Source organism: Longimicrobium sp. (assembly GCF_036388275.1).
In the GTDB taxonomy this organism is placed as follows: Bacteria; Gemmatimonadota; Gemmatimonadetes; order Longimicrobiales; family Longimicrobiaceae; genus Longimicrobium.
This window is the reverse complement of the sequence record NZ_DASVSF010000022.1, coordinates 1-24,256: the sequence shown is the minus strand read 5'-3', so window position 1 is coordinate 24,256 and position 24,256 is coordinate 1. Positions and strand designations below refer to the sequence as shown.

The 24,256-nt window shown below is 70.1% G+C and carries 19 protein-coding genes; 4 read left to right on the top strand and 15 right to left on the bottom strand.

The genetic code is table 11. The annotated features are described in order from the left end of the window. Window positions 1–22: 22 nt before the first annotated feature. On the bottom strand, window positions 23–583 hold the full coding sequence (locus VF632_RS06245) for a hypothetical protein (RefSeq protein ID WP_331022003.1): 561 nt from the start codon (window positions 581–583) through the stop codon (window positions 23–25). 253 nt (window positions 584–836) lie between these two features. Between VF632_RS06245 and VF632_RS06240 the strand changes: the two genes are divergently transcribed. From VF632_RS06240 to VF632_RS06230, 3 genes are all read left to right on the top strand, one after another. Further along, a complete protein-coding gene (locus tag VF632_RS06240) occupies window positions 837–1,679 on the top strand; it encodes an acyltransferase (protein ID WP_331022002.1) in 843 nt (280 codons plus the stop codon). A gap of 816 nt (window positions 1,680–2,495) precedes the next feature. Beyond that, window positions 2,496–3,650 carry a hypothetical protein gene (locus VF632_RS06235; RefSeq protein WP_331022001.1) on the top strand — a complete coding sequence of 385 codons (1,155 nt, stop codon included), beginning with the start codon at window positions 2,496–2,498 and terminating at the stop codon, window positions 3,648–3,650. Window positions 3,651–3,806: 156 nt separating this feature from the next. Continuing rightward, complete coding sequence (locus VF632_RS06230) at window positions 3,807–4,298, top strand: hypothetical protein (RefSeq protein ID WP_331022000.1); 492 nt, start codon at window positions 3,807–3,809, stop codon at window positions 4,296–4,298. Between the two features lie 92 nt (window positions 4,299–4,390). Here the strand turns inward: VF632_RS06230 and VF632_RS06225 are convergent, their stop codons facing one another. The 8 genes from VF632_RS06225 to VF632_RS06190 form a co-directional block, all read right to left on the bottom strand. Beyond that, window positions 4,391–4,657 (bottom strand): hypothetical protein, encoded by a 267-nt coding sequence (locus VF632_RS06225; RefSeq protein WP_331021999.1) that lies wholly within the window; start codon window positions 4,655–4,657, stop codon window positions 4,391–4,393. After that, window positions 4,657–5,208, bottom strand: coding sequence for a hypothetical protein (locus VF632_RS06220; protein WP_331021998.1), 552 nt, complete (start codon window positions 5,206–5,208; stop codon window positions 4,657–4,659). The genes VF632_RS06225 and VF632_RS06220 overlap by 1 nt, the downstream gene beginning before the upstream one ends. Window positions 5,209–5,307: 99 nt before the next feature. After that, window positions 5,308–6,927 (bottom strand): M28 family peptidase, encoded by a 1,620-nt coding sequence (locus VF632_RS06215; RefSeq protein WP_331021997.1) that lies wholly within the window; start codon window positions 6,925–6,927, stop codon window positions 5,308–5,310. 245 nt (window positions 6,928–7,172) lie between these two features. Then, complete coding sequence (locus VF632_RS06210) at window positions 7,173–7,667, bottom strand: hypothetical protein (protein WP_331021996.1); 495 nt, start codon at window positions 7,665–7,667, stop codon at window positions 7,173–7,175. Window positions 7,668–8,149: 482 nt separating this feature from the next. Continuing rightward, on the bottom strand, window positions 8,150–9,868 hold the full coding sequence (locus VF632_RS06205) for a M28 family metallopeptidase (protein ID WP_331021995.1): 1,719 nt from the start codon (window positions 9,866–9,868) through the stop codon (window positions 8,150–8,152). 74 nt (window positions 9,869–9,942) lie between these two features. Next, window positions 9,943–11,562 carry a S41 family peptidase gene (locus tag VF632_RS06200; RefSeq protein WP_331021994.1) on the bottom strand — a complete coding sequence of 540 codons (1,620 nt, stop codon included), beginning with the start codon at window positions 11,560–11,562 and terminating at the stop codon, window positions 9,943–9,945. A 433-nt stretch (window positions 11,563–11,995) separates the two neighbouring features. Then, a complete protein-coding gene (locus VF632_RS06195; protein ID WP_331021993.1) occupies window positions 11,996–12,310 on the bottom strand; it encodes a hypothetical protein in 315 nt (104 codons plus the stop codon). 78 nt (window positions 12,311–12,388) lie between these two features. After that, a complete protein-coding gene (locus VF632_RS06190) occupies window positions 12,389–15,112 on the bottom strand; it encodes a DUF5916 domain-containing protein (protein ID WP_331021992.1) in 2,724 nt (907 codons plus the stop codon). A 365-nt stretch (window positions 15,113–15,477) separates the two neighbouring features. On the opposite strand from VF632_RS06190, the gene VF632_RS06185 reads away from it, so the two are divergent. After that, the gene (locus tag VF632_RS06185; RefSeq protein ID WP_331021991.1) at window positions 15,478–16,797 is read left to right on the top strand and encodes an SMP-30/gluconolactonase/LRE family protein; all 1,320 of its coding nucleotides are present in this window, start codon (window positions 15,478–15,480) and stop codon (window positions 16,795–16,797) included. 350 nt (window positions 16,798–17,147) lie between these two features. Here VF632_RS06185 and VF632_RS06180 read toward each other — a convergent pair whose 3' ends face one another. From VF632_RS06180 to carB, 6 genes are all read right to left on the bottom strand, one after another. Next, on the bottom strand, window positions 17,148–17,657 hold the full coding sequence (locus tag VF632_RS06180) for an SRPBCC family protein (protein WP_331021990.1): 510 nt from the start codon (window positions 17,655–17,657) through the stop codon (window positions 17,148–17,150). Between the two features lie 27 nt (window positions 17,658–17,684). Continuing rightward, a complete protein-coding gene (locus VF632_RS06175) occupies window positions 17,685–19,592 on the bottom strand; it encodes a monovalent cation:proton antiporter-2 (CPA2) family protein (RefSeq protein WP_331021989.1) in 1,908 nt (635 codons plus the stop codon). After that, window positions 19,589–20,194, bottom strand: coding sequence for an NAD(P)H-dependent oxidoreductase (locus VF632_RS06170; protein ID WP_331021988.1), 606 nt, complete (start codon window positions 20,192–20,194; stop codon window positions 19,589–19,591). Before VF632_RS06170 ends, VF632_RS06175 begins: the two co-directional genes overlap by 4 nt. Before the next feature lie 158 nt (window positions 20,195–20,352). Next, entirely contained in the window at window positions 20,353–20,607 is a 255-nt protein-coding gene (locus tag VF632_RS06165; RefSeq protein ID WP_331021987.1) for a hypothetical protein, read from the bottom strand. After that, window positions 20,607–20,888, bottom strand: a complete 282-nt coding sequence (locus VF632_RS06160) for a hypothetical protein (RefSeq protein WP_331021986.1) — start codon at window positions 20,886–20,888, stop codon at window positions 20,607–20,609. Before VF632_RS06160 ends, VF632_RS06165 begins: the two co-directional genes overlap by 1 nt. 88 nt (window positions 20,889–20,976) lie before the next feature. Then, a complete protein-coding gene (gene carB / locus VF632_RS06155) occupies window positions 20,977–24,219 on the bottom strand; it encodes a carbamoyl-phosphate synthase large subunit (protein WP_331021985.1) in 3,243 nt (1,080 codons plus the stop codon). Between the last annotated feature and the right edge of the window lie 37 nt (window positions 24,220–24,256).

The window sequence follows — 24,256 nt, the reverse complement described above, 5'->3', positions numbered from 1 at the left end:
AGGATGGGGTAAGGCGATCTGCTTACGGGGTCCGCGGCGGACCCGGGTCGCCGTCCGGCTGCCGCACTGGCTCGGGCTCGGCCGGGCCGCCGTTCTGCGCGGGCGGCGGCGCGCTCACCTCGTTCCACATCGTCCGGCCCGCCTCGGTGATGCCCGACACCATCCGCCCCGCCGTGTCGAACCATCCTCCGCCCTGCGCGGGCGCCGGGCCGGGCGCCGCGGACGTGGGATGCGCGGCAGGCGGAAGGGCGGAGGGCGGCGGCGGCTCCGGCGCGGGGGTCACCAGGTTCTCCACCTCGCGAACGACGGAGCGGCCCGCGTCGGTGATCCCCGACACCACCTTGCCCGCCGTCCCCACCACGCTCAGCGCGCCGCGGATGGTGCCGAAGGCCAGCCCCTGCTGCCGCATCTTGTCTTCCAGCACCTCGCCGAAGCGCTGGATGCCGCCGGGCTGCCGCACGGACCGGTTGTACTTGGACGACATGAACTCGATGTAGTCCAGCGCCTGGTACAGCTGCGCTTCGGGAAGCGCCTCCAGGTGCCGCATCACGCGGTCGCGCAGAACGTCGTGCATCACGGACATGGCGGTTGCCCTTCAGTTGAACGGACCGGAGACGCGCATCGGTCGTGCCGCGCCGCAGTCCGGTGGGTGTCGGAGGCCGATCCACACAGGTACGCGCCCGTGCCCGCCGGGGTTTCGGATCAAGGAATCTGTTCCGCCGCGCGGCTCCCGGCAATGACGCGAGGTTTGCGGGCGCGTACGGGCCGGGATTACCTTTGGGCATCATGGCGCACACTCCGCGCCGCACGCACCGACCGACCGACGCGCTCTGACGATGCCCCGATATCCCCTGAGAAAGCTGGAGCCCGCGGCGGATGCCACGGCGCTGTACGCGGAGTGGCTGGAGGAGATCCGCATGGCGCTGGAGCGCGGCGACGACCGCTGGGAATTGTGCCGCCGCACGCTGACGGCGCTCTTCTATCCCGGCATGCTGGACCGCGACCACACCACGCTTCCGCTGGCCGTGCGGGCGGGGCTGGCGCAGATGGACGCGCGCAACGTGACGCTGGAGCCGGAATACTACGCCGAGATCGACGACGAGGCGTTCCAGGCGCGCAAACCGCTGCTGTGGATGTGGCAGATGTTCGACCGCAGCCCGCTCGGCGGCAACGTGCACCTGGGCGTGCAGTTCCGGCGGACGCTGGCGCCGTTCATCTTCAGGCGCGTGGGCCGCAACTTCAAGTGCTTCCACAACGTGGAGTTCAGCTACGGGTACAACCTGGAGGTGGGCGACGACGTGGTGGTGCACCGCAACGTGCTGCTGGACGACCGCGGCGGCATCGTGCTGGGCGACCGCGTGTCCATCAGCGACTTCGCCAACATCTACTCGCACACGCACTCCATCGTCGACCAGGCGGACGTCAGCAACCTGAAGACGGTGATCGCCGACGACGTGCGGATCACCTATCACGCCACCGTGCTGGCGGGCACGCACGTCGGCACGAACGCCATGGTTGGCGCGATGGCCGTGGCGACGAAGAACGTGCGGCCGTACCACGTGAACGTGGGCATTCCGGCCAAGTCGGTACGCGTAAAGCCCAACGCCCCGCCCGAGGTGTACAAGGTCACCCTGCGCGAGGACGCTCCGGCAGCGGGGACCGGCGCAGGAGAGGGCTGAGACTGGCGGTTCCCAGGGACCGATCGCCACGCACGGGATGTCATCCCGATGGAGCGGCCACGGTTGACCTGCCCGCACGCCGGAGCGAACAGCGACTGAGGGATCCGCCACACACCACGGTCGCGCCACATTGAGGCGGAAGCACGAAAGCAAGCCAGTCCACGAAGGTGGACTTCGTGTGGTTGTTGCAGCGAATTCATTCGCCCGGGCGGGCGGGGCGGTCGCTCCCCAAAGGGCAGGTCGGAGCGCTTCGGAAAGGGCCGTGCGGGCCCCGGCTGCCCTCTCCCCCCGGCCCCCTCTCCCGCAAGCGGGAGAGGGGGAGAACTGCACCACCTTCCGGGCGCGCGCCGGGCTTCGACCCACGCCCAGGCAGGCCAGTCTGCGAAGGCAGACTTCGTGTAGTCGTTGCAGCGAATTCATTCGCCCGTGGCAGGCCGGGCGGCGCACTCCGGGCCAAAGTTCCGCGCGGCAGCCCACGCGCCAGAGCCTGAAGTGTACCCCCTCTCCCACGCTGTTTGTGGGAGAGGGTGGACGAGCCTAGGCGAGGACGGGTGAGGGCCCCCGCGGAGCCGAGGCAAATGCTTCCGTGACCGCTGCCGCGCCCGGGTTAGTACGTGGCCGCGGCTAGATCCTTCGGCCCGCATCGATTGTCGTACGGGCGAGGACAGTGCGCCTGGGCCTCAGGATGACAGGCTGCCCGCGTGGACGCTGGTTCCGGCGGGTCTGGCCTGGGCGTCAGGACGACAGATTGCCCGCGTGGCGGACCGTTGGGGTGTGCCGTGGCCTCACGATGACAAAATAGAAACCGAGCAGCAGATGACCGATCGATTGAATGAGGCCGCGGCGGGGACCGTGCCGGTGGAAACCACCGACCCGGTGAACGCGCGCATCCTCGCCGTTTCGGAAGACCGCATCCAGGGCTTCCAGGCCCAGCCGTTCCACGAGATCAGCCGGCTCTCCGGCGTGGACCTGGAGACCGTGATCGAGCGCGTGCGCGCCATGCTGACCGCGGGCGTCATCCGGCGCGTCCGCCAGACCATGCTGGCCACCAACCTGGCCCCCGGCGCGCTGGTGGCGTGGAACGTCTCGCCCGAAAAGCTGGACGCAGCCTTCAACTACATGTTCCAGCAGGACCCGTTCAGCGGCCACGTGGTCGTCCGCTCCACCGATGCCGAAACCACCGGCAGCAAATACCGCCTGTGGACCACGCTCAAGGTGCCCCAGGGCTTCTCGCTTCAGAAGCACGCCGAGTACCTCCGCCAAAAGGTGGGCGCCGAAGCGTACAAGCTGCTTCCGGCCAGGGCGCTCTTCACCCTGGGCGTAGGCCACGTCCGCCGCCGCGGCATGGAGCCCGGCGCGCGCAGCGACGAGCCCGGCGCCGTGCAGAATACGGCCATGGTGGAGCTTTCGGAGCTGGAGTGGCAGGTGCTGGGGCCGCTGAAGCGCGAGTTCGCCGTCGACGAGATCTCGGCCGATCCGTGGGCCCCGCGCGCCGCGGAGGCCGGGGTGCCGCTGGAGACGTTCCTGGAGGTCGCCCGCGGGCTGAACGAGCGCGGCGTGGTCGGCCGGTTCAGTACGTTCCTGGAGCACGTGAAACCCTCCGCCGCGGGAACGCGGGTGACGCGGTACAACGCCCTGTTCCACTGGAAGGTGCCGCCGGGGCGCGAGATGGACGCCGGACGCGAGGTGGGCCGGCACTACGTGATGACCCACGCCTACTGGCGCGAGGGCGGCCCCGATTTCGGCGACGTGAACGTGATGGGCGTGGCGCACGGGACGGAAAAAGAGCTGGTGCTCGCCCACAAGGCCGCCATCGACCGGCACCTGGAAGAAGCGGGCATCCCGCTGGGCTACACCAACGTCTTCTGGGGCGGACGCAGCGAGATCAAGCCCTCCGAAATCCTTCCCTCCGTCTACCGCGAGTGGTGCGTGCGGGAGGGAATCGATCCGGCGGAAATGCGCGGAGGCTGAACCACCTGGTACGAGGTGCGGAGTACGGCGGTACCAGCGGGTGAACGCGGCCCGGGAGACGTTTCCCGGGCCGCGTTTTTCCGTATATCGGATTTCTTGGACGCGCGCGCTGGTGCATGTTGATGGGGATTCCTGTTACACAACGGAGTAAATCGAATGGCGAAAAGCGAGCGTACAGGCGCGATTTTGCACCCGGGGCTTGCGTTTTTCCATTGGGCGCAACATTCTTCTGCCATGTCCCAAGCATTGAACGACAAACAGGTCGATCTTCTTCGCTACCTGCACCGACAGGCCAGCCCCGTTTCAACGGCGGACCTGGACGGACGCATCGTGCGCGCGCTCAAGTCGCGCGACTGCATCGAAGAGCACAACGGCCGCGTGATGGTCACGGAAAGCGGGCGCGCCGTCCTCGAGGGCGGCGCCGTTCCGCGGAAGCGGCAGCGCCGGATCCGGGCCGAGCAGGGCGCCAGCCACGCACGCGCCAAGGCCATCCGCCGCGCCATCGAGCTGCTGGAGATGGCGCTGCCCAAGGAAGCCGAGGTGGCCGTCGGCAACATGTTCGCGTACGCGGACGACGTGGTGGACGGCTTCCGGAAATACGCACGGGCGCTAGAAAAGAAGAAATCGGAGCGGGCGGCGGCGGAATGAAAGGAAGGCGGGACGAGCGGCTGCTCGTCCCGCCTCTTCTTTTTCCGACACCGACGTGCAATGTGGCGCCGTGACATTGATTCGGCCCCGTGCTACTCCGCGTCCTGCGTCCACTCCGTCAGCCGGTGAAGCAGCCGGTCGATGCGGTCGCGCAGGTCCAGGTCGTCCACGTGCGCGGCGGCCGCGCGAAGGTACGACACCAGCAGCCCGATTTCGCCCTGCGCCAGCTCGCGCGCGAACAGAAGCGGGTTGAGGCCCATGTCGAGCGCGGCCGTCTCCACGGCCTGCACGGCGAGCTCGGCCAGCTCGCCGGTGGTGCCCCCGGCCAGTTCGGCCTCGTGAAGCGGCTGCGCCACCATCAGGGCTCGATTCCGGCGGCCGGCATGGCGTTGATCATCGCCGCGAAGCTGCCAGTAAGCAGTACCCGCCACTGCCCGTCCACCCGCCGCACGGGCGCCACCTGCACCTGGTCGATCTTGTTCCCCATCACTTCCATGCTCATGCGGTAGACCACGTGGGCGGTGTCGCCCTCCAGCACGTGGCCCAGCGCGTTCACGCGCGCGGCCGACAGGACCTCGCGCATCTCGCCCTGCCCCAGCACGGACCGCAGCATCCGCTCGTACAGCACCGCCGACTCCAGCGCGCGAAGCTCCGCGGTGTTCTGCACGCCGAACGTCTCGCGGAGGTGGGCCTGCGTTTCGTCCGCGGACACCCCGGTGGCGTCGGCGACGCCCACCATTGCCGTCTTCAGCTCGGTCAGCGCGGCGGGGTCCATCATCGCGGCGTTCGCGGCGAAGTCGCCGCTCTTGAACGTGTCGAAATAGCGCTGCACGACCGCCTCAGGCGTCTCCTGCGCCGCCAGTTCCATCGGCGCCAGCAGAAGCCCCGCCACGAGCAGAATCCATCGCATCCCTCTCATCCACATCTCCCGTAGCTCATTGGACCGCGGCAGCGCTTCCACCCGCGGAAGCACTGCCGTCCCTCGTACCCCGAACTTCCGTACTTTCGACTACCGGGAAGGACGCCGGAACTCCGCGCCCGGGCTCCACGCCGGCATCTCGCTGCCGTTGGCGATCTGCATGGCGTAGCTCAGCACCGCTTCGGAGAGCTGCACCGCGCCCGTGAGGTCGAAGTCGGCGCGGTACTCGTCGCAGGGCTGGTGATAGCAGCGCGCCGTGTACGCCTCCTGCTGCTGCGTTCCCCACCCCGCCGGCCGGCCCTCGTACTCCGTCCCCGCGGCGATGGAGATGGCGGGAATGCCCGCCTTGGCGAAGGAGAAGTGGTCGGAGCGGTAGAAGTAGCCGCGCTCCGGGTGCTCGTCTGGCGCGGTGCGCCATCCCTGCCCCGCCACGAAGCGTGCGAAGCCCGGCCCCAGTGTGCTCTTGTTCTCACCCAGCACGCGGAAGTCGGTGGAGCGGCCCAGCAGGTTGCCGCCGTCGACGTTCAGGTTGGCGACGATGCTGGCGAGGGGCACCGTAGGGTTGCGGGCGAAGAACTCCGAGCCCAGCAGCCCCGACTCTTCGGCCGTGACGAAGACGAACAGCAGCGACCGCTTGGGCGCGGGGCTCTGCGCGGCATAGCGGGCGATGGCCAGGATGTCGGCGACGCCCGACGCGTTGTCGAGCGAGCCGTTGTAGATGGAGTCGCCGTTCACCGCCGGGCCGATGCCCAGGTGGTCCCAGTGGGCGCTGAACGCCACGTGCTGGTCGCGCAGCTGGGCGTCGCTGCCGCGCACCACCCCCACGACGTTCTCCGATTCCAGGTGCTGCACAGTGTTGCGGAACGCCACGTCCATGGTGATGCCCGTCCGCACGGGGCGGAAGCTGCGCGACTCGGCGCGGCGGCGCAGGTCGGCCAGGTTCAGCCCGGCCTGCCGGAGCAGCCCGGTGGCGGCGCTGTCGGTGACCCATCCGCGGAAGGCCAGCGGCGCCGGCAGGTTGGGGTCGCGCGGCAGCATGCGCTGCTCCTTGGCCCACGAGCCCACCACGGTGTGCCAGGGGTAGCCCGCGGCTTCCGTGGTGTGCACGATCAGCATCCCCGCGGCGCCTTGCCGCTCGGCTTCCTCGAACTTGTACGTCCAGCGGCCGTAGTAGGTCATCGCGCGCCCGCCGAACAGCTCGGGCTCACCCGCGCTGGCGGGCGGATCGTTCACCAGCACCATCAGGATCTTGCCGCGCACGTCCACGCCCTGAAAGTCGTTCCAGCGGTACTCCGGCGCGGTGGAGCCGTATCCCACGAACACGATCTCGGCGTTGGCGGCGCTGTTCTCGGAAGCCGAGCCGCCCCAGACGACCACGTCCTCGGGGTAGCGCAGGGTGCCGCTCGCCTTGCCGCCGGCCGACACGCGGATGCTGCTGGGCACGGCGCCCACGATGTCGATGGGCACGCGCTGAAAGTAGCTGCCATTCACCCCCGGCTGCACGCCGCTTTCGCGCAGCTGGCTGGCGATGTACTCGGCGGTCAGGCGGCCGCCGCGGGTGGCGGGGGCGCGGCCCTCCAGCAGGTCCGACGACAGGAAGCGCAGGTGCCCGTCGATTTCGGCGGGAGTGATCCGCGGTGCCTGCGCGCTGGCGGCGGTGGCGGCCAGCAGCCCCAGCGCCGCGGCGGAGAACAGGGTGCGTCGTTGCATCGGATGGATCGGAGGTTCGATGGATTCCAGGCGCCGGACGGATCGTCCGCATCCGCCGTAACGTAATCGTCCCCCCGCGCGGCAACAATCGGACGAGCTGCCTCGGGCGAATGAATTCGCTGCAACAACCACACGAAGTCCGCCTTCGCGGACTGGCTTGCTCTCGTGTGAGGAGGACGCGTGTGGCGCGCCCGGGCTGTGTGGCGGATTCCTCATCGGATGCCATCGCGACCGTCGCGCGCCGTTCAGCCTGCGGCGTCCAGTCCCGCAAGGACGAGGTTCAGGATCCCGAGCGCGATGAGAACTCCACCGACGACAAGACTTCCATGAAATTCCTCCTGTCGATGCTGAGCCGCGAAATGATCGCCCCATGCTTTGCGAGAGCGCCTGTTGGCGGGGGCGGCCGGCTTGCCGTCGTCGCTGAGGATGACGGCGAGACCCACGGCCAAGGTGGCGAGTCCCCGCAGGAGGCTCTCCACCCCTTCGGACAACTCCCCAAAGGCGATCCAGAGCAACACGATGAGGATCACGACTGCGATGGCGCCGTTGCGGAGCCATGCAGACCGCTTTGTCGGCTGCTTCTGGCGATGCGCCCCCGCACGACCGGAATCGCCAGCTGCGGCCATCGGCCGTGGAGCCACACCGGTGCTCAGCGGGCGGTTCGGGCGGCCGCAGTGGATGCAGGCCGGAGCGGCGTCCGAGATCTGCTGATGGCAATCGCCGCAGGTGATGAGCGCCATGGCTGCTGTGTGGGAAGTGCGTGAGTGCGTGAGTCGTGAGTGCGGACCAGCAACGAGAGCGGCGGAGAGGCGCGTTGTCATCCCGATGGAGCGACCTCCCGAGACCTCTCCTCCACGACAAACTCCGCAGCGACTGAGGGATCCGCCACATAGCCTGCAGACGCACCGCAAACCGACGGTGGACGATTGCCTGTGCTCCTGCGTGTGTGCGAAGATGGTCGCGTGTGCACGCCTCCACAACCGGATGCCGCGCCGAGGCGGGGTCAGAGGCGCTACGACAAGTGTGTGGCGGATCCCTCAGTCGCTGCCATCATCGGTGCACGGGCAGGGTCGGCTTGGCCGCTCCATCGGGATGACATCCGCTGGCTACGTCGTGGTTCTACAGCGGTTTTCACTTCCGCACTCACGCACTTCCCCCGACGACGAGAGCCGCGAAGGTGCCTGTCAGCACCTCCGCGGCTCTAAACCTCACCGCAGCCGGGCTACTGCCGGCAGGGGGCGTTCGGGTCCGGGATGGGCTTGTCGACCACCAGCCGCGCGTTGCGGTTGGCGATTTCCAGCCCCACCGCGCCGATGAAGCTGCTGATGGCGGCCAGCTTGTCGTACGCGATGTACTGCGGCTCGTCCGTCAGCTGGTGGTAGTCCGAGTGGCCGCCCGTGGTGAAGAACGTCACCGGGATGCCGTGCTTGGCGTAGTTGGCATGGTCCGACCGGCAGTAGATGTTCTGCGGGTGGCCGTTGGCGTCCATCGAGTAGTCGAACGCAAAGCCGTGCCGGCCCGACGTGTTCACCGACTCCACCAGGTCGCCCAACTGCGTCGAAAGCCGGCGCGAGCCCACGAGCTGCAGGTAGCCGGGGCCGCCGCCCTCGGTGTCGCCCGCGGCGCCGCGGCCGATCATGTCGATGTTCAGCTGCGCCACGATGCTGTCGAGCGGTACCGTGGGGTGCGCGGCGAAGTGTTCCGAGCCCAGCAGCCCCAGCTCCTCGGCGTTGTGCCAGACGAACAGGATGGAGCGGCGCGGCTTGTGGCGCAGCGACACGAAGTGCTCGGCGATCTCCAGCACGCCCATGCTGCCGGAGCCGTCGTCATCCGCGCCGTTGTAGATGCTGTCCACCCGCGCCGGACGCCGGGCGCGCACGCTGTCGAGCGCGGCGCGGAACCGCGCCTTTTGCGGCGCCGAAAGCGTGTCGGCGTCGATCCCCGGCTGGTCCGCGCCCTCGGGGCGGAACAGGCGGTGAAGCACCTTCACGGAGTCGTGCTCCACCGCGTCGTGCTCGGTGCCCACGTGGTCCGGGTGCGCGCCGATGGCCACGTACTGCCCGCGCATGGCCGGGTCGCTCCCCGGCAGCACGGCGATCACGTTGCGCACGGGGTGCGGCGTCGGGCGCTCGAAGAAGGTGAACGCCCCGGTGACCGTCTTCCCCGCGGCGCCCACCTGCAGGCTGGCCAACGGAGCGCCCAGGATGCGCTCCGCCGCCGCGTTGCTGATGATCAGCCCCGCGGGAAGGCGCGCCGGGGCCTGCTCCGCGCCCTTCAGCTCGGTGCGCTCGTTGGAGAGGAACCCGCGCAGCCCCTGCCCGGTGAGGTCCAGCGTGGCGAACGCCACGCCCGCGGCGTCGGCGTACTGCGCGTACGTGCGGCCGGCGGCCCAGAACGCGAACGTCGGCTGGCCGTTCTGCCCCATGGGCGCGGCGAACACCACCAGCTTTCCGCGCGCCTGCTCGGGCGAGATCATCGTGCTCGGGTCTCCCACGCGGCCGCCGTACACGGCCTGCACGCCGCTGGCGCTGAACGCCGGGGCGAACTGCAGGATCTGTCCGTAGCGGGGAACGGCGAGAAAGTCGGTGCCCACCGCGTAGCTCTGCCCGTCCACTGTCAGCGTGGCGCCGGGGGCAAGGCCGCGCTGCACCATCGGCACGTCCTGGAAGTAGCCGCCGTTCTCCCCCGCGGGCTGCAGGCCCAGGCGGCGCAGCTCGGATGCGATGTAGGCGGTTCCCATCGCGTTGCCGCGCGTTCCCGCCTCGCGCCCCATCATGGAGTCGTCGGCGAAGACGTACAGGCGCGTGCGCAGGTCCTGGGCGGAGATGGCGCCGGCGGTGGGCCGCGGCGCGTGCGTCAGGGGTTCCTGCGCGTGCGCCGGATGCGCGGCGAGGGCGGCGGCCGCGCAGGCGAGCGCGGCAAGACGGGCGTTTCGGATCACGAAAACGGCTCCTGGATGGGAGATGGGATGGCCGGGACGCCGACGGGCGCCCCGGGATCGGTCGATGAACGGGTTCAGGTGCCCGTGGGCTGGGCGGGCGCGCCGGTGGGCACGCGGGAAAGCGCCTCGGTCTGGGTGGCCGCGCCGCGCAGAACGCGCAGCGCCGCCTGCAGCTGCGCGTCGCGGGCCACGCCGCGCCGGAACGCCGCCGCGTCGCCGAAGGCGTAGCCGGAGACGCGGTCCTCGATGACGCGGTCGATCAGCGCGGCGCCCGCGTTCCACGCCGGCAGGGGAACCTTCACCCCGCGCTTTTCCAGCCGGCGGTACAGGTCTGCCCGCCACTCGGGGGTGGCGCGGAAACCTTCACCCAGCCCCGGGGCGCGGTCTACGGCCATCTCCTGCACGGCCGCGTTGAACTCGCTCGCACGGGCGCCCAGCACCACGGCGAGCGCGCGCTCGGCACCGGACAGGGTGTCGGCATCCACGTGCAGGTCGGGGGTGATACCGCCGCCGCCGTACACCACGCGCCCCGCGTCGGAGCGGAAGACCGGCCGGTCGGCCACGGAGTCGGTGGGGATCTCCACCAGCCGCCCTTCCGGCGTCATGCGGCGCGGGCGCTGGATGGTGCGCCCGCTGGGCGTGTACCAGCGGCCGGTGGTGAGCTTGAGCGCCCAGCCGCCCTCCAGCCGGAAGATGTCCTGCACCAGCCCCTTGCCGAAGGTGGTCTCGCCGATGATCACCGCGCGGTCGTGGTCCTGCAGCGCGCCGGCCACGATCTCCGACGCCGACGCGGCGTTCTCGTCCGTCAGCACCACCAGCGGCGCATCCGGAACGACGGGCTCCGTGCGCGCGAGGACGTTCTCCGTGGGCGCGTTGCGGAACTCGGCGCGCAGGATGGACTGCCCCGGCTGCAGGAACAGGTCGCTGATGCGGATGGCCTGCTCCAGGCTGCCGCCACCGTTGCCGCGCAGGTCCAGCACGAACGCGTGGGCGCCGGACTTCCGCAGGCTCACCAGCGCGCGCAGCACCTCTTCGCCCGAGCTGTCATTGAAGCCCTCCAGCGGCACGTACCCGATCCCCGGCTCCAGCATCACCGCATAGGCGACGGAGGGATAGCGGATGCGCTCGCGGGTGAACTCGTGGTGGATGGTGCCCACACCCGGGCGATGGTAGTCCACGGCCACGGTGGTGCCCGGCTCGCCCAGCAGCCGCCGGGTGACCTGGTCCACCGGCTGTCCGGTGACGTTCTCGCCCGCCGCGCCGATCACCCGGTCGCCGGGCCGCACGCCGCCGCGCGCCGCGGGCGAGCCCTCGAACACGCGGGTGACCAGCGCCGTGTCGCGCACGGTGGTGATCTGCATGCCCACGCCACCGTACGAGTTCCGCAGCGTTTCGCGGGAGAACTGCGCCAGCTGCTCGGGCGAAAAGAGCTCCGCGTACGGATCGCCGATCTGCACCAGCAGCCCGCGCGCGGCCTTCTCGTACAGCTGCGCGTCGGAGATGGAGTCGATCCCGCGTGCCGACAGGGCCGAGATCACCTCGTGGAACACCTGCTCGCCGGGCCGGCCGCCCAGGGCCTGCAGCGCAAAGCCGCCCGCCAGTGCGGGAAGCAGCAGCGCGGCGGCAAGCGAGCGGCGAAGGGAACTGCGGCGCCGCTGGTCGGCGGCGGAAGCGCGGGGCATCCGGGTCTTCATCAAGGGCGATCAGGCATTCGGAAAACGGCGTCCCGCAGGTACACCGGACGTGGGTGGTTGATCCGGAGTTGCTGGTGGTTCACGGCTCGTCCCTGGAAGAACATCAGCCGGGGTTCATAGGGGCGGCGCGACGGCGGCGCCCCCCATCCCCAACCCTTCCCCCGCAAACTGCGCGGGGGAAGGGAGCCAGTGCCGTGCGTCGCGTGGGATCCGGCGCATCCGGCAGGCGACCCGCACGAGCCACAGTGCGTTTCGATCGAGCCCGGCGCAGTCCCCCGGCTGCCCTCACCCCCGGCCCCTCTCCCGCAAGCGGGAGAGGGGAGAATTCGCTCGCGATTCCGCCGGCCCGGCGCACCCGACTACGCTTGCAGTCCGCGAAGGCGGACTTCGGGCCGTCGTTGCCGCGACTTCAGTCGCCCCAGCCGGGCGAGGGTCAGCTCCGAAGCATCGGCGCGAGCGGATCCCGAGCCCCTTCCCTCGCGCGCCGGCAGTCCCTGCGCACCAACTTTGCCCCAGCGGAATCACCCTCGTGGACGACCCGCCGCACGATGAGCTTCTCCGCGGCCGCGGCTCCCTGCGCACCGCCCTCGTAGCGCACCGTCGAGACGGCGTCCGCCCCGCTGACGACGATCTGCACCTCGTGCGGCTGGACGGCTCCATCCAGCTCACCCGGCTCGGCGCGGAGCGCATGGGCGAGGGCGCCGCCCAGGGCGGTTGCGGCGGCGAGAATCGTCAGGGAGCGGAGCATCGTACGTCCTCCGGAAAGCGGGAAAACCGGGCGATCCGTCCCGCGCCCCCGGTGGGGACGCGGGACGGACGCCATCCATCAACCGATCCAGTACGTCGCCTTGATCATGAACACGTTGCGGGCGGGGGCGCGGAACAGGCTGCCCACGTCGCGCCGGGCGTCGAACCCGCCGACTCCCTCGAATCCCTCGCGCTCCTGCTGCCACACGAAGAACAGCGCCGAGCCGGGCCGGTACTCCCACCGCACCACCGCGTTGCCGCGCAGCGAGCGAACGTTGAAGTCGGGGTTCCCCACCACCTGCAGCCCGTCCTCCTCCGCCTCCGCAACCGTGGCCGGGCACGCCACCGACGCCACCGGGCTCAGCGCGTACTCGCCGTCGTAGGCGCACACCCAGCCGCGGTCCCTGCCGTACACGTCGTACTCGGCCTTGCCCGGCGTGGTGAACTCGCGGAAGTCGCGGAAGTCGCCGGCCGCCACGAACGGCTGCGCGTACAGCTGCAGCGAGAGCGTGGGGGTGAACGTCCAGTCGAGGCGCGTGTTGACCGCGAACACCGTCTGGTCCAGCGCGCCGAACACGTAGCGCTGCCCGAACGTGGCCTGCGCCGACTCGTCCTCGAAGTCGAACAGGTACTGGTCGGGATCGCGCCCCTGGTCCCACGACGGCCCCATGCTCAGCCGCACGGATGGGCTGGGCCGGTAGTTGAGGTTCAGCCCCACCGAGCGCGATTCCCCGCCCGCCTGGTCGCCGCCCACATATCCGCCCATGCTCACCGAGAACGGCTTCCGCGAGTCGGAGTTGAAGTGCGCGTTCACCCCCCACGAGGTGGGCCGCGCGCCCAGCGGGCCGCCGCGGGTCAACCGGTCGTCACGCGTACCGGGCGACACGCTCAGGTTCAGCCCGCCGCTCCACAGGCTGTGCAGCTGGCCCCACAGCCCCATTCCGAAGTCGGCGAAGATGGCGTCGCCCGCCGTGTTCCACGCGTGCGTGGTGAAGCCGGCGATGGAGTACTGGCGCAGCACCGGGGTCGGCCTGGTGCGGCGGGTGCCCAGGAAGGTGGCCAGCGACCGCACGTCGGCGCGCTGCGCGAAGCCCAGGTCGTTCATCTCGAAACCCGGCGAGATGTTCTGCACCTTGACGCTCATGTCCCAATCGCCCGCGCGCTGGATGGCGAGCGACGCCGAGTGCCCCGACAGCCGCGTGCGGTCCGCGTCCAGCTCCACGTGGTCCGCGTCCGGCCGCTGATAGTAGTGCCCGCTGCCGCGTTGCGTGCTCTCGATGGCCTGGGCGCTGCCGCCCACGCTGCTGGCGGCCACGTAGCCGCTGACCGTCCACAGGCGCTTGGCCCAGGAGTGCTCGAAGTCCACCCCGCCCACGTACGCGTCGCGGCGCAGCAACGGCTCCAGCCGGTCGTCCAGGCTGCGGTTCGTGGCCGTCACCATCCCGCCGACCACCGTGCTCCCCCCGTTCAGGTCGCGGCGCACGCGGCCCACCAGGTAGTTGGTCATGGGCTCCACGGGCGCGGTGTGCTCGTCGCCCTCCGCGTCCACGTACCGCGCCTGCTCCTGCCCCGTAACGGCGTTCAGCAGGCCCAGCGACCAGCCGCCGGCGGTGCGCCCGGTCACCTTGGCCGCGCCCAGGATGCTCGATTGGTCCGGCTGGTCCACGAACGGCCGGTCGTCGCTGGTCCCCAGCCCCGCCTGCGGTGCCCGGCCGATGCGCCGGCTGTAGAAGAACCCCTGGCCGCCGTAGCTGTTGAACGCCTGCGACTGGCCGAACTGGAATACGTCGTTCCCTTCCACGAAGAAGGGCCGGCGCTCCTCGAACTGCGTCTCGAACGCGGTCAGGTTCACCACGGCCGGGTCCAGCTCCACCTGGCCGAAGTCCGGGTTCACCGTTCCCGTCAGCGTCAGCCCGGAGGTGAGCCCCATCTTCACGTCCACACCCACCGCGGCGCCGCCTTCCGTGGCGCTGTAGTACGGGTCGCCGGGGCGGTCGGGCTGCTGGTCTACCCGGGCGCTGGAGTACGGCATGATCTCCAGCCGCCGCGGCGCGCGCAGTCCGGCCAGCCCTTCCACCGTGCCGAAGCGCGAAATGATCCCCGACGTATTCGGCATCAGCGGCGCCCAGAACGACGACTCGTCACGCCGCGCGATCACCCGGCCGAAGTTGATGCCCCACGTTTGCGCCGCGCCGTCGCGGGGCACGTTGAAGCGAAGCTGCGAAAGGGGAATGCGGAACTCGGCCGACCACCCGGCGCTGTCGCGGGAGACGGCGACGTCCCACACCGCGTCCCAGGTGTCGTCGTCGTTGTCGTCGTTGAAGTGGTAGATGTCGCGCCGCAGCCCGGCCGGGTTCACGCTGAAGCGAAAGCCGGTGCGGCGGTCGTGGTAGCTGTCCAGCGCCACGTCGAACCAGTCGGAGTTCGACACGCCCTGGTCGCGCCGGGCCAGCGGCGCGGCGATGCTGTCGGGGTGCCGGTCCCACATCCGCGCGGCCACGTACACCGCCTGGTCGTCGTACAGGAACCGCACCTCGGTGCGCTCGGTGCTCGCCTCGCCCGGGCGTGGGCCGCGCTGCACGAAGTCGGTGGCGACCTGGGCGGCCGCCCACGCCGCCTCGTCGGCGCGGCCGTCCACGCGGATGGCGCCGCTGGCGCGCACGGCCTGCAGCACGCGCGGCGCTTCCAGCGAAGCGACCGCGGGCGGCTGCAGGGGCTGCGAGGAGCCCTGCGCAGTGAGAGGGATGGATATTGTCGACAAAAACATCGCCAACGAGAGATGCCGCAGGGGGTTGCGACGCATGGTCGGGCTCCGTGGCTACGAACGGTTGAGGGTCTGAATCGGGGGCCGGCCGCGCAAAGGTGACGGCGGACTGTCACTTGGATGCGCAGGGGTCCGCGATGGTTGCAAACGGCCCTGGCCAACGAGAGGGCGTCCGTCCGTGCTAATACTTTAGCACCCTGCCCTTCCCCGCGCCAGTGTTTTCTTTCTACGGGTGCGCCGGACGAGAGTTTCAGCCACAGGGGCGACACGTGGCCGGGCGCGGGCGCGCCTCGTGCGAAGGGTGTAGCCAATCGCGAGGAACCGCCGCCCCGCTGGCGGTTTACGCCATCAGCCGCGTCTTCGTCGACGCGGCGATGTGAGAGATCCCGGAACCCGTTCTACGAATGATCACGATCGTTGTGCGGGCCGCCCCGCTCGCGCTGGCGGCGCTCCTGGCGTCCCTTCCGGCCGCCGCGCAGGAAACCGCCCCGGATACCGCAACCGCCGCATCCGACAGCACCTGGCGCGAGCACTACGAGGCGGGCGAAGCGGCCCGGCGCGCAGGCGACTGGGGGACGTGGCGCTACGCCCTGGTGCGCGTGCGAGAGCAGATCGGCTATCATCCCTCCATCGTGCTGAACCTGGCCCGTGCCGACGCGCGGCTGGGCCGGACGGAAGACGCGGTCGAGTGGCTGCGCGCGTACGCCGCCACCGGCCTGACCAGCGACGTCGCGGCGGACTCGGCGCTGGAGTCGATCCGCTCGGCCCCGGGGTGGGATGCAATCGCGGAGCGTATCGCCGCCAATGCGCGGCCGGTGGGTGCGGCCCAAGTGGCGTTCACACTCCCGGATTCTGCGTTCGTCCCCGAGGGTGTTGCGTTCGATCCGCGCACGGGCCGCTTCTTCCTTTCCAGTCTGCGCCACGGCGGCATCGCCACGTACTCGCCGGCGGGCGGATGGACGGAGTTCGTCCCCCCGCGGCGCGACGGGCAGTGGTCCATGCTGGCCGTGGCCGCCGACACCCTGACGCGTACCCTGTGGGCCACCACGGCCGCGTCGCCGCTCTTCTCCGGGTACCAGCCGGCGGATTCCGGGCGCTCTTCCCTGCTGGCGTACGACATGGACACAGGCGCCCTCCGCCGCCGCTACGAGCCGCAGGGGGACGGGCGCCACACGCTGGGCGACATGGCCGTGGCGCCGGACGGCACCGTGTACGTGTCGGATGCGGACCAGGGCGTGGTCTATCGGTTGGAGCGCGGCGCGACGGAGATGGAGCCCTTCGCGGCCGAAGGGCTCGTGTCGCCGCAGGGGATCGCCGTGGCGGCGGACGGGCGGCGGCTGTACGTGGCGGATTACGTGCGCGGCATCGCCATCGTCGACCGGCAAAGCAGCGAGGTGGAGTGGGTGCAGGCCGCCGACTCCGTCGCGATCTCCGGCGTCGACGGGCTGGTGCGCGCCGGCCGCGGGCTGATCGCCCTGCAGAACGGGGTTACGCCCAAGCGGGTAGTCTACCTGGAGCTGGATGCGGCCGGAAGGACGGTGACGGGCTGGCGCGCGCTGGAGTCGGGCACGCCCCTGCTCACGCAGCCGACGCACGCGGTGGTGGTCGGGGGCGAGCTGTTCTTCATCCCCGACAGCGGCTGGGAGCGTATCGGTGACGACGGCGCGGTGAAGCCCGGGATGGTGCTGGAGCCCGCGCACGTGATGCGGATGGCCTTGCCGTAGGGCCCTCACCCGGCCGCGCTGACACGCGTGCCACCCTCTCCCAAACAGCGTGGGAGAGGGAGCACACACCAGACCGTGGTGCCGGATCCTAACTCGTTGCCGCACCACAGCCTGTCATCCTGGGCCCGGGGCACCGACCCGGCCAGCGCTACCCGCCCCACAGCCTGTCATCCTGAGGCCCAGGCGCACCGACCCGGCCCGCAGCTCCTGCTTCGCGGGCCGAAGGATCTAGCCTGAACCACGTACCAGCCAGGGCGCGGCAGCGGTCACGGAAGCCCGGTGCGCACCCTGCTGGGGCGACTAAAGTCGCGGCAACAACGGCCCGAAGTCCGCCTTCGCGGACTGCGCCTTCAGCCCTGTGGCGCGCCCGAAGCAGCGGCGTCTCCCTCCAGGAACTGCCTCCACTCGTCGGACTCGGCGGTGCGCTTCAGGACGGCGTTGCGGGTCAGCAGGAAGTGCGTCATGTACCGTCGCAGCACCAGGCGCTCGGCGATTCGTCCCAGGATGCCGAGCGGAGCGGCGAACCGGAACTCATCCCGCAGCACCGTCCCGCCATCGGGCGCGGCGTCGAAGAAGTGGTCGTGCACCATCCACGCGAACGCCCCGCGCACCATCGTATCCTGAAAGTACCGCGGCCGGTCGAACGCGCTGATGCGGCTGGTCAGGTGCTGCCGCACGCCGAAGTGCCGCGCGCGCCACGTCACGGACTCGCCTAGGTCGATCAGCCCCGACGTCCGCCCGCCCACCGCCTCCTCACCCGTGTGCGCCAGCGACACGCTGTGGAAGTCGATGCTCCGCGCCAGGTCGAACACGCGCTCGGGCGGCGCCGCGATGACGATCGACAGGCGGATGATGGTCATCGCCGCTCCCGGATCGCTCGCATGCGCCTACTCCGGGGCCGGCGCGGGGGCGGCCGCCCGCCGTACTTCCTCGCGCAGCGACTCGGGATCCCAGCCGGCGTCACGGTTCAGCTCCACCCCCTCCAGGTCCGCCAGCAGCATCTGCTCCAGATCCGCGATGCGGCGCCGGGCCGCACCCAGGTAGCGCGACCGGTCTTCGCGGCTTTCCGTCAGCTCGCGAACGGAGTCTTCGTCGTGGCGACGGAACTTCTGCGCGGCGCGGTGGGCCTGGTGCGCCCGGAATCCCAGCAGCGAGAGCGCCTGCTCGCCCATTCGCAGCGACGAGTCCAGCGACTCGCGGTACACGTGCGTCACCCCCGACGCGATCAGGTCGTGCGCGTCGTCCCAGTCGAAGGCGCGGGCCAGGATGGTCAGGTGGGGAAAGTGCTTGCGCGCGGCGTTCGCCAGCTCGCGGGTGCGCTCGGGCGTATCCAGCGCCAGGACCAGCAGTCGTGCGCGTTCCGCCCCGGCGGCGCGCAGCAGCTCGTGGCGGGTCGCGTCGCCGTAGTACACGCGCAGCCCCAGCGAGCGCAGCAGCTCCACCCGGTCGGAATCGATGTCCAGCACCGTGGTGCCCACGCCATTGGCCGCCAGCAGACGCCCCACCGTGGCGCCGAATGCGCCGAACCCGGCGATGAGCACGGGGTGTTCGGTGTGCGCCACCCGGTCGGCCTCGCGCGCCGGGGCGGCGCCCGGGCCCAGGCGGGGCTGGATCACGCGCTCGTTCAGCAGCATCAGCAGCGGCGTCAACGCCATGGAGAGCGCGACGGCGGCCACGAGCGGCGCCGTGACGGCCGCGCCCAGCACCCCCTCCTGCTCCGCGAACGACAGCAGGACGAACGCGAACTCGCCCACCTGCGGCAGCGCGAACGCAAAGAGCAGCCCCTGGTCGCGGCTCAGGCGGAACGCGCGGGCCAGCACCAGAAGCAGCACCAGCTTCACCGCCACGAGCCCGGCCACCAGCCCCGCGATGGCGAGGGGCTGCGCCGCCACCCGGGCAAAGTCGATCGTAGCGCCGACGGCGATGAAGAACAGCCCCAGCAGCAGCCCCTCGAACGGCTCCAGGTCGCTCTCCAGCTCGTGCCGGTACTCGCTCTCGGCCAGCACCACGCCGGCCAGGAAGGTGCCCAGCGCCGGGCTCAGCCCCACCCGCGTCATCAGCAGCGCGATCCCCACCACCAGCAGCAGCGCGGCGGCGGTAAAGATCTCGCGGCTGCGCGAGCGCCCGATGGCCCGGAACACCGGCCGCGTCACGAACCGGCCGCCCAGGACCACGGCGGCCACCGCGCCGAGCACGGCCACGGTCTGTGCCCAGGCCGGCAGGCCGGATACCCACGTCTGCGCGCCTGCGTGGCCATCCCCGCCCGCCGGCGCGGAATGCGCCGTGGCCAGAAGGGGAAAGAGCGCGAGCATGGGGATGACGGCGATGTCCTGGAAAAGGAGCACGGAGAACGCGCTCTGGCCCCCTTCCGTCTTCATCAGCCCCTTCTCCGCCAGCGTCGACAGCACCATGGCGGTGGAGGAGAGCGAAAGGATCATCCCCACGGCAAGCGCGGCGCGCCACTCCAGCCCCAGCGCGCCGGCGATCGCCGCGAAAACGGCGGTGGTCGCCGCCACCTGCAACCCGCCAAGCCCCAGGATGGGCGCTCGCAGCCGCCACAGCAGCGACGGCTGCAGCTCCAGCCCGATGACGAACAGCATCATCACCACGCCGAACTCGGCCACGTGCATGACGCTCTCGCCCTCCGCGCCCAGCAGCCCCAGCCCGAACGGCCCGATCGCCACGCCGGCCAGCAGGTATCCCAGCACGGCGCCCAGCCCCAGGCGCCGCGCCAGCGGAACGGCGACGACCGCCGCCAGCAGGTAGACGAAGGCCTGCTCCAGGAACCCGGTCATCGCGCCGCCTCCCGAGCGGGGGGCAAGCGCTCCAGGTCCAGCTCGGGAAGCGGCGCGAGGGCGTGCAGGTCGTACTCGTCCGCCATCAGGGCGGAAAGGAACGCGCCGTACCGGTCTGCCTCACGCTCGATGGCGGGCTCGCCCAGGCTGTGGGTGCCGTGGATGACGTACGGGGGCAGGTAGTGCATCCCGCACAGCCGCGCCGTCTGCTCGATGGGGGCGAGCAGCTCGCGCACGGTGAACCGGTTGTAGCCCTCGCGGTGGTACGCCGCGGACCGCCCACCGGCGGTAAGGACGTTGATCATCCACTTGCCCCGCAGCTGCGTGCCGCGCGAGCCGTATGCCCAGCCGTGCTCCAGCACCAGGTCTTCCCACTGCTTGACGAGCGGCGGCGTGCTGTACCAGAAGAACGGGTGCTGAACGATGATCAGGTCGTGCGCCAGCAGCAGCGCCTGCTCGCGCGGCACGTCCACGTCGAAATCGGGATACGCCTCGTACAGGTCGTGGAGCGTCACGCCGGGCGGAACGCGCGTCAAAAGCCGCCGGTGAACGCGCGACTTTTCCAGCGCGGGGTGCGCAAAGAGGATGAGGATCCGTGCCATCGGCCGGGGAACGTGAGGGCGGGCGGATTGTGGGCGTTCACCGGATCACGCACGTCCATCGCGTGGCGCCGCGTACCGCTCGCGCGGCGCGTCGATGTGCATCGCCACGCGGATCGTAATCACGCGCCAGCGCCAGCGCTCGGGGCGGATGCACGTGATCACCAGCCCTTCTCGTCTGGGTCCCAGCCGAAAGCCTTGACCATCAACTCGCGGCCGAGTCGTGGCGCGGCAAGACGGAGTCGCATCTCGCGTTCGGAGATCGCCCCGTACCGCACGCGGATGTCGGCCCGGCGCCGCTCATCCTCCAGCCGGTTGAGCTCGGCGATGCATTCCAGCTTCTCACCAACCGACATGCGCCGGTATCGCTCGATCCTGGCTTTCTCGTCGCCCGGAAGGAACCCGGAGATGGGCATCAGGCGACCTCGCGGATCTTCATCGATTTCACCGCGCCGCTTTCTACGTCTACCACCAGCGTCTTGTAGACACGGGGAAGCACGCGCGCGTTGCTGTTGAGCGCGGTGGCTAACGCGTTCTCCCGCACGGCCGGCTCAACCCAGCCGAGCGTGATGTTCCAGTACCGCTCGTCGCCCGAAAGCTCCACCTCCTCCAGCCGGAGGTGCTTCAGCGCGGATTTCGGGTAGAGATCGCGAACCCAGTCCTGCGCCGCCTGGGCAGCCTCTTTGACCGTGAGCATGGCCGTTTGGTGCGGGTAGCGTCGCGATGGCCGGAACGCCGTCGCACACCGAAATATCGCTTCCGCTGCCATGTTCAAGCCAGAAACGTTATGCGCCAGCGGCCGCACTCCCGACCAGGTGGCCGGTGCGCTCCTGGATGCTGCGCACCTCGCGGGTGCGGCTGCGGAGCGCGCTGATGGCGTCTACCGCGGCTTCGGCGGCCGACATGGTGGTGATGTACGGCACCTTGTAGGTGATGGCCGCCCGCCGCGCCGTGTAGTCGTCGTACTGGCTCTGCTTGCCCAGCGGGGTGTTGATCAGCAGCGCCACGTCGCCCGAGATGATGTGATCGGCCATGTTGGGCCGCCCCTCGTTCACCTTGAAGATGGCGTCGCACGGGATCCCGCGCTGCCGCAGGTACTTTGCCGTGCCGCCGGTGCCCTGGATGCGGAACCCCATGTCGTGAAGGCGCCGCGCGATGGGCGTTACCGTGCGCTTGTCGCGGTCGTTCACCGTGATGATCACGTTGCCCCCAGACGGCAGCTCCATCCCCGCGGAGATCTGGGCCTTGGCGAACGCCATCCCGAAGCTGTCGTCGAAGCCCATCGCCTCGCCCGTGCTCCGCATCTCCGGCCCCAGCACCGTGTCGCCCTCCAGCTTGTTGAAGGGGAACACGGACTCCTTTACCGCCACCCCGCCGACGGGGATCTCCTCCGGCAGGTGGAAGTCCGCCAGCCGCTCGCCGCCCATCAGCCGCGCCGCAATCCGGGCGAGGGGCACGCCCGTGGCCTTGCTGACGAACGGCACCGTCCGCGAGGCGCGCGGGTTCACCTCGATCACGTACACCTCGCCCTCGTAGACGGCGTACTGCACGTTGATCAGCCCGATCACCCCCAGTTCCAGCGCGAACCGCCGCGTGCTTTCGCGCATTTGCTCGATGTGGCGGTCGTCCAGCAGGTACGGCGGCAGCACCTGCGCGCTGTCGCCCGAGTGGATGCCGGCCTCCTCGATGTGCTGCATCACCCCGCCGATCACCACCGTCTCGCCGTCGCACAGGGCGTCGACGTCGGCCTCGAAGGCGTCTTCCAGAAAGCGGTCGATCAGCACCGGGCGCTCGTGGCTGACGCTGGCCGCCGTCGCAAAGTAGTGGCGCAGCTGCGGCTCGTCGTACACGATCACCATCCCCCGGCCTCCCAGCACGTAGCTGGGGCGCACGAGCACGGGATAGCCGACGCGCTCCGCGATCTCCGCCGCCTGCTCCATGCTGGTGGCCAAACCGTTCGGCGGCTGGCGGATTCCGAGCGATCGGGCCAGCTCCTCGAAGCGCTCGCGGTCTTCGGCGCGGTCGATGGCCTCCACCGAGGTGCCCAGGATGGGAACGCCCAGCCGGTCCAGCGGCTGCGCCAGCTTCAGCGGCGTCTGCCCGCCCAGCTGCACGATCACCCCCTCGGGCTGCTCCAGGCGCACGATCTCGATGACGTCTTCCAGCGTCAGCGGCTCAAAATACAGCTTGTCGCTGATGTCGAAGTCGGTGGAATTCGTCTCCGGGTTGGAGTTGACCATCACCGTCTCGAACCCCGCCTCGCGCAGCGCCAGCGCGGCCTGCACGCAGCAGTAGTCGAACTCCACCCCCTGCCCGATGCGGATGGGCCCGGAGCCCAGGATGACCACCGTGCGCCGGTCCGACGGCTCGGACTCGTTCTCCTCGCCGTAGGTGGAGTAGAGGTACGGCGTGGTGGCGGGAAACTCGCCCGCGCAGGTATCCACCCGGTTGTAGACGGGGTGCAGCTTCATCCCCCAGCGGCGCTCGCGGACGGCGTCTTCCGTCTCGCCGCGGATGCGCCCCAACTGCATGTCGCTGAACCCCAGCTTCTTCATCCGCTGCAGCGCGTCGCGATCCACCTCGCCCAGCCCGGCGTACTCGCGCTCGGCCTGCACCAGCTGCTCGAGCTGCGCGATGAACCAGGGGTCGATGAAGGTGAGCTCCGCGATCTCGTCGACGGTGAAGCCGGCCTCCAGGGCGCGCTTCAGCTGGTAGTAGCGCTCGGGGGTGGGGCGGCGCAGGGCGCGGCGCAGCGTCTCAGGCTGGTCGTCGTCCAGGCGGTCTTCCTTGAGCGTGCTCGTCTCCCAGCCGCTGCGGCCCACTTCCAGTGCGCGGATGGCCTTTTGCCACGCCATCTTGAAGGTGCGCCCGATGGCCATCGACTCGCCCACGGCCTTCATCTGCACGCCCAGCGTGGGGTCGGCCTTGGGGAACTTCTCGAAGGCGAAGCGCGGGAACTTGACGACCACGTAGTCCAGCACCGGCTCGAACGACGCGGGCGTGCAGGCGGTGATGGCGTTGGGCAGCTCGTCGAGGGTGTAGCCCACGGCCAGCTTGGCGCCGATGCGGGCGATGGGGTAGCCCGTGGCCTTGGACGCCAGCGCGGACGAGCGCGACACGCGCGGGTTCATCTCCACGATCAGCATTTCGCCATTAGCGGGGTTCAGCGCGAACTGCACGTTGCAGCCGCCCGCCTCCACGCCGATCTCGCGGATGATGGCGATGGCCGCGTCGCGCATCTTCTGGTACTCCACGTCCGACAGCGTCTGCGCCGGCGCCACGGTGACGCTGTCGCCCGTGTGCACGCCCATGGCGTCGACGTTCTCGATGGAGCAGATGATGACGACGTTGTCGGCCCCGTCGCGCATCACCTCCAGCTCGAACTCCTTCCAGCCGATCACCGACAGGTCGATCAGCACCTCGTGCACGGGCGAAAGCTCCAGCCCATGGCGCACCTGCTCCTCGAACTCCTCGCGGTTGTACGCGATGCCGCCGCCGGTGCCGCCCAGGGTGAACGACGGGCGGATGATGGCGGGATAGCCCGTGTCGTCCACGATGCGCCACGCGTCGTCCAGCGACCGCGCGAAGCCCCCGTGCGGCACCTTCAGGCCAATGCGGTCCATGGCCTTGGCGAACTCACTGCGGTCTTCGGCCATGCGGATGGCGCGCGCGTTGGCGCCGATCAGCTCCACGCCGTGGCGGGCCAGGACTCCCGTGTCGTGGAGCTCGAGCGCCACGTTCAGCGCCGTCTGGCCGCCCATGGTGGGGAGGATGGCGTCGGGCTTTTCCTTTTCGATCACCCGCTCCACCCACTCGGGGGTGATGGGCTCGATGTAGGTGGCGTCGGCCAGGTCGGGGTCCGTCATGATCGTGGCCGGGTTGCTGTTGACCAGGATCACGCGGTACCCCTCTTCGCGCAGCGCGCGCACGGCCTGCGTGCCCGAGTAGTCGAACTCGGCCGCCTGGCCGATGACGATGGGCCCGGAGCCCAGGATCAGGATGCTCTGCAGGTCGGTGCGCTTGGGCATCGGTCGCTACGTCGTGTGCGCGTGCGCGAGCGCCGGC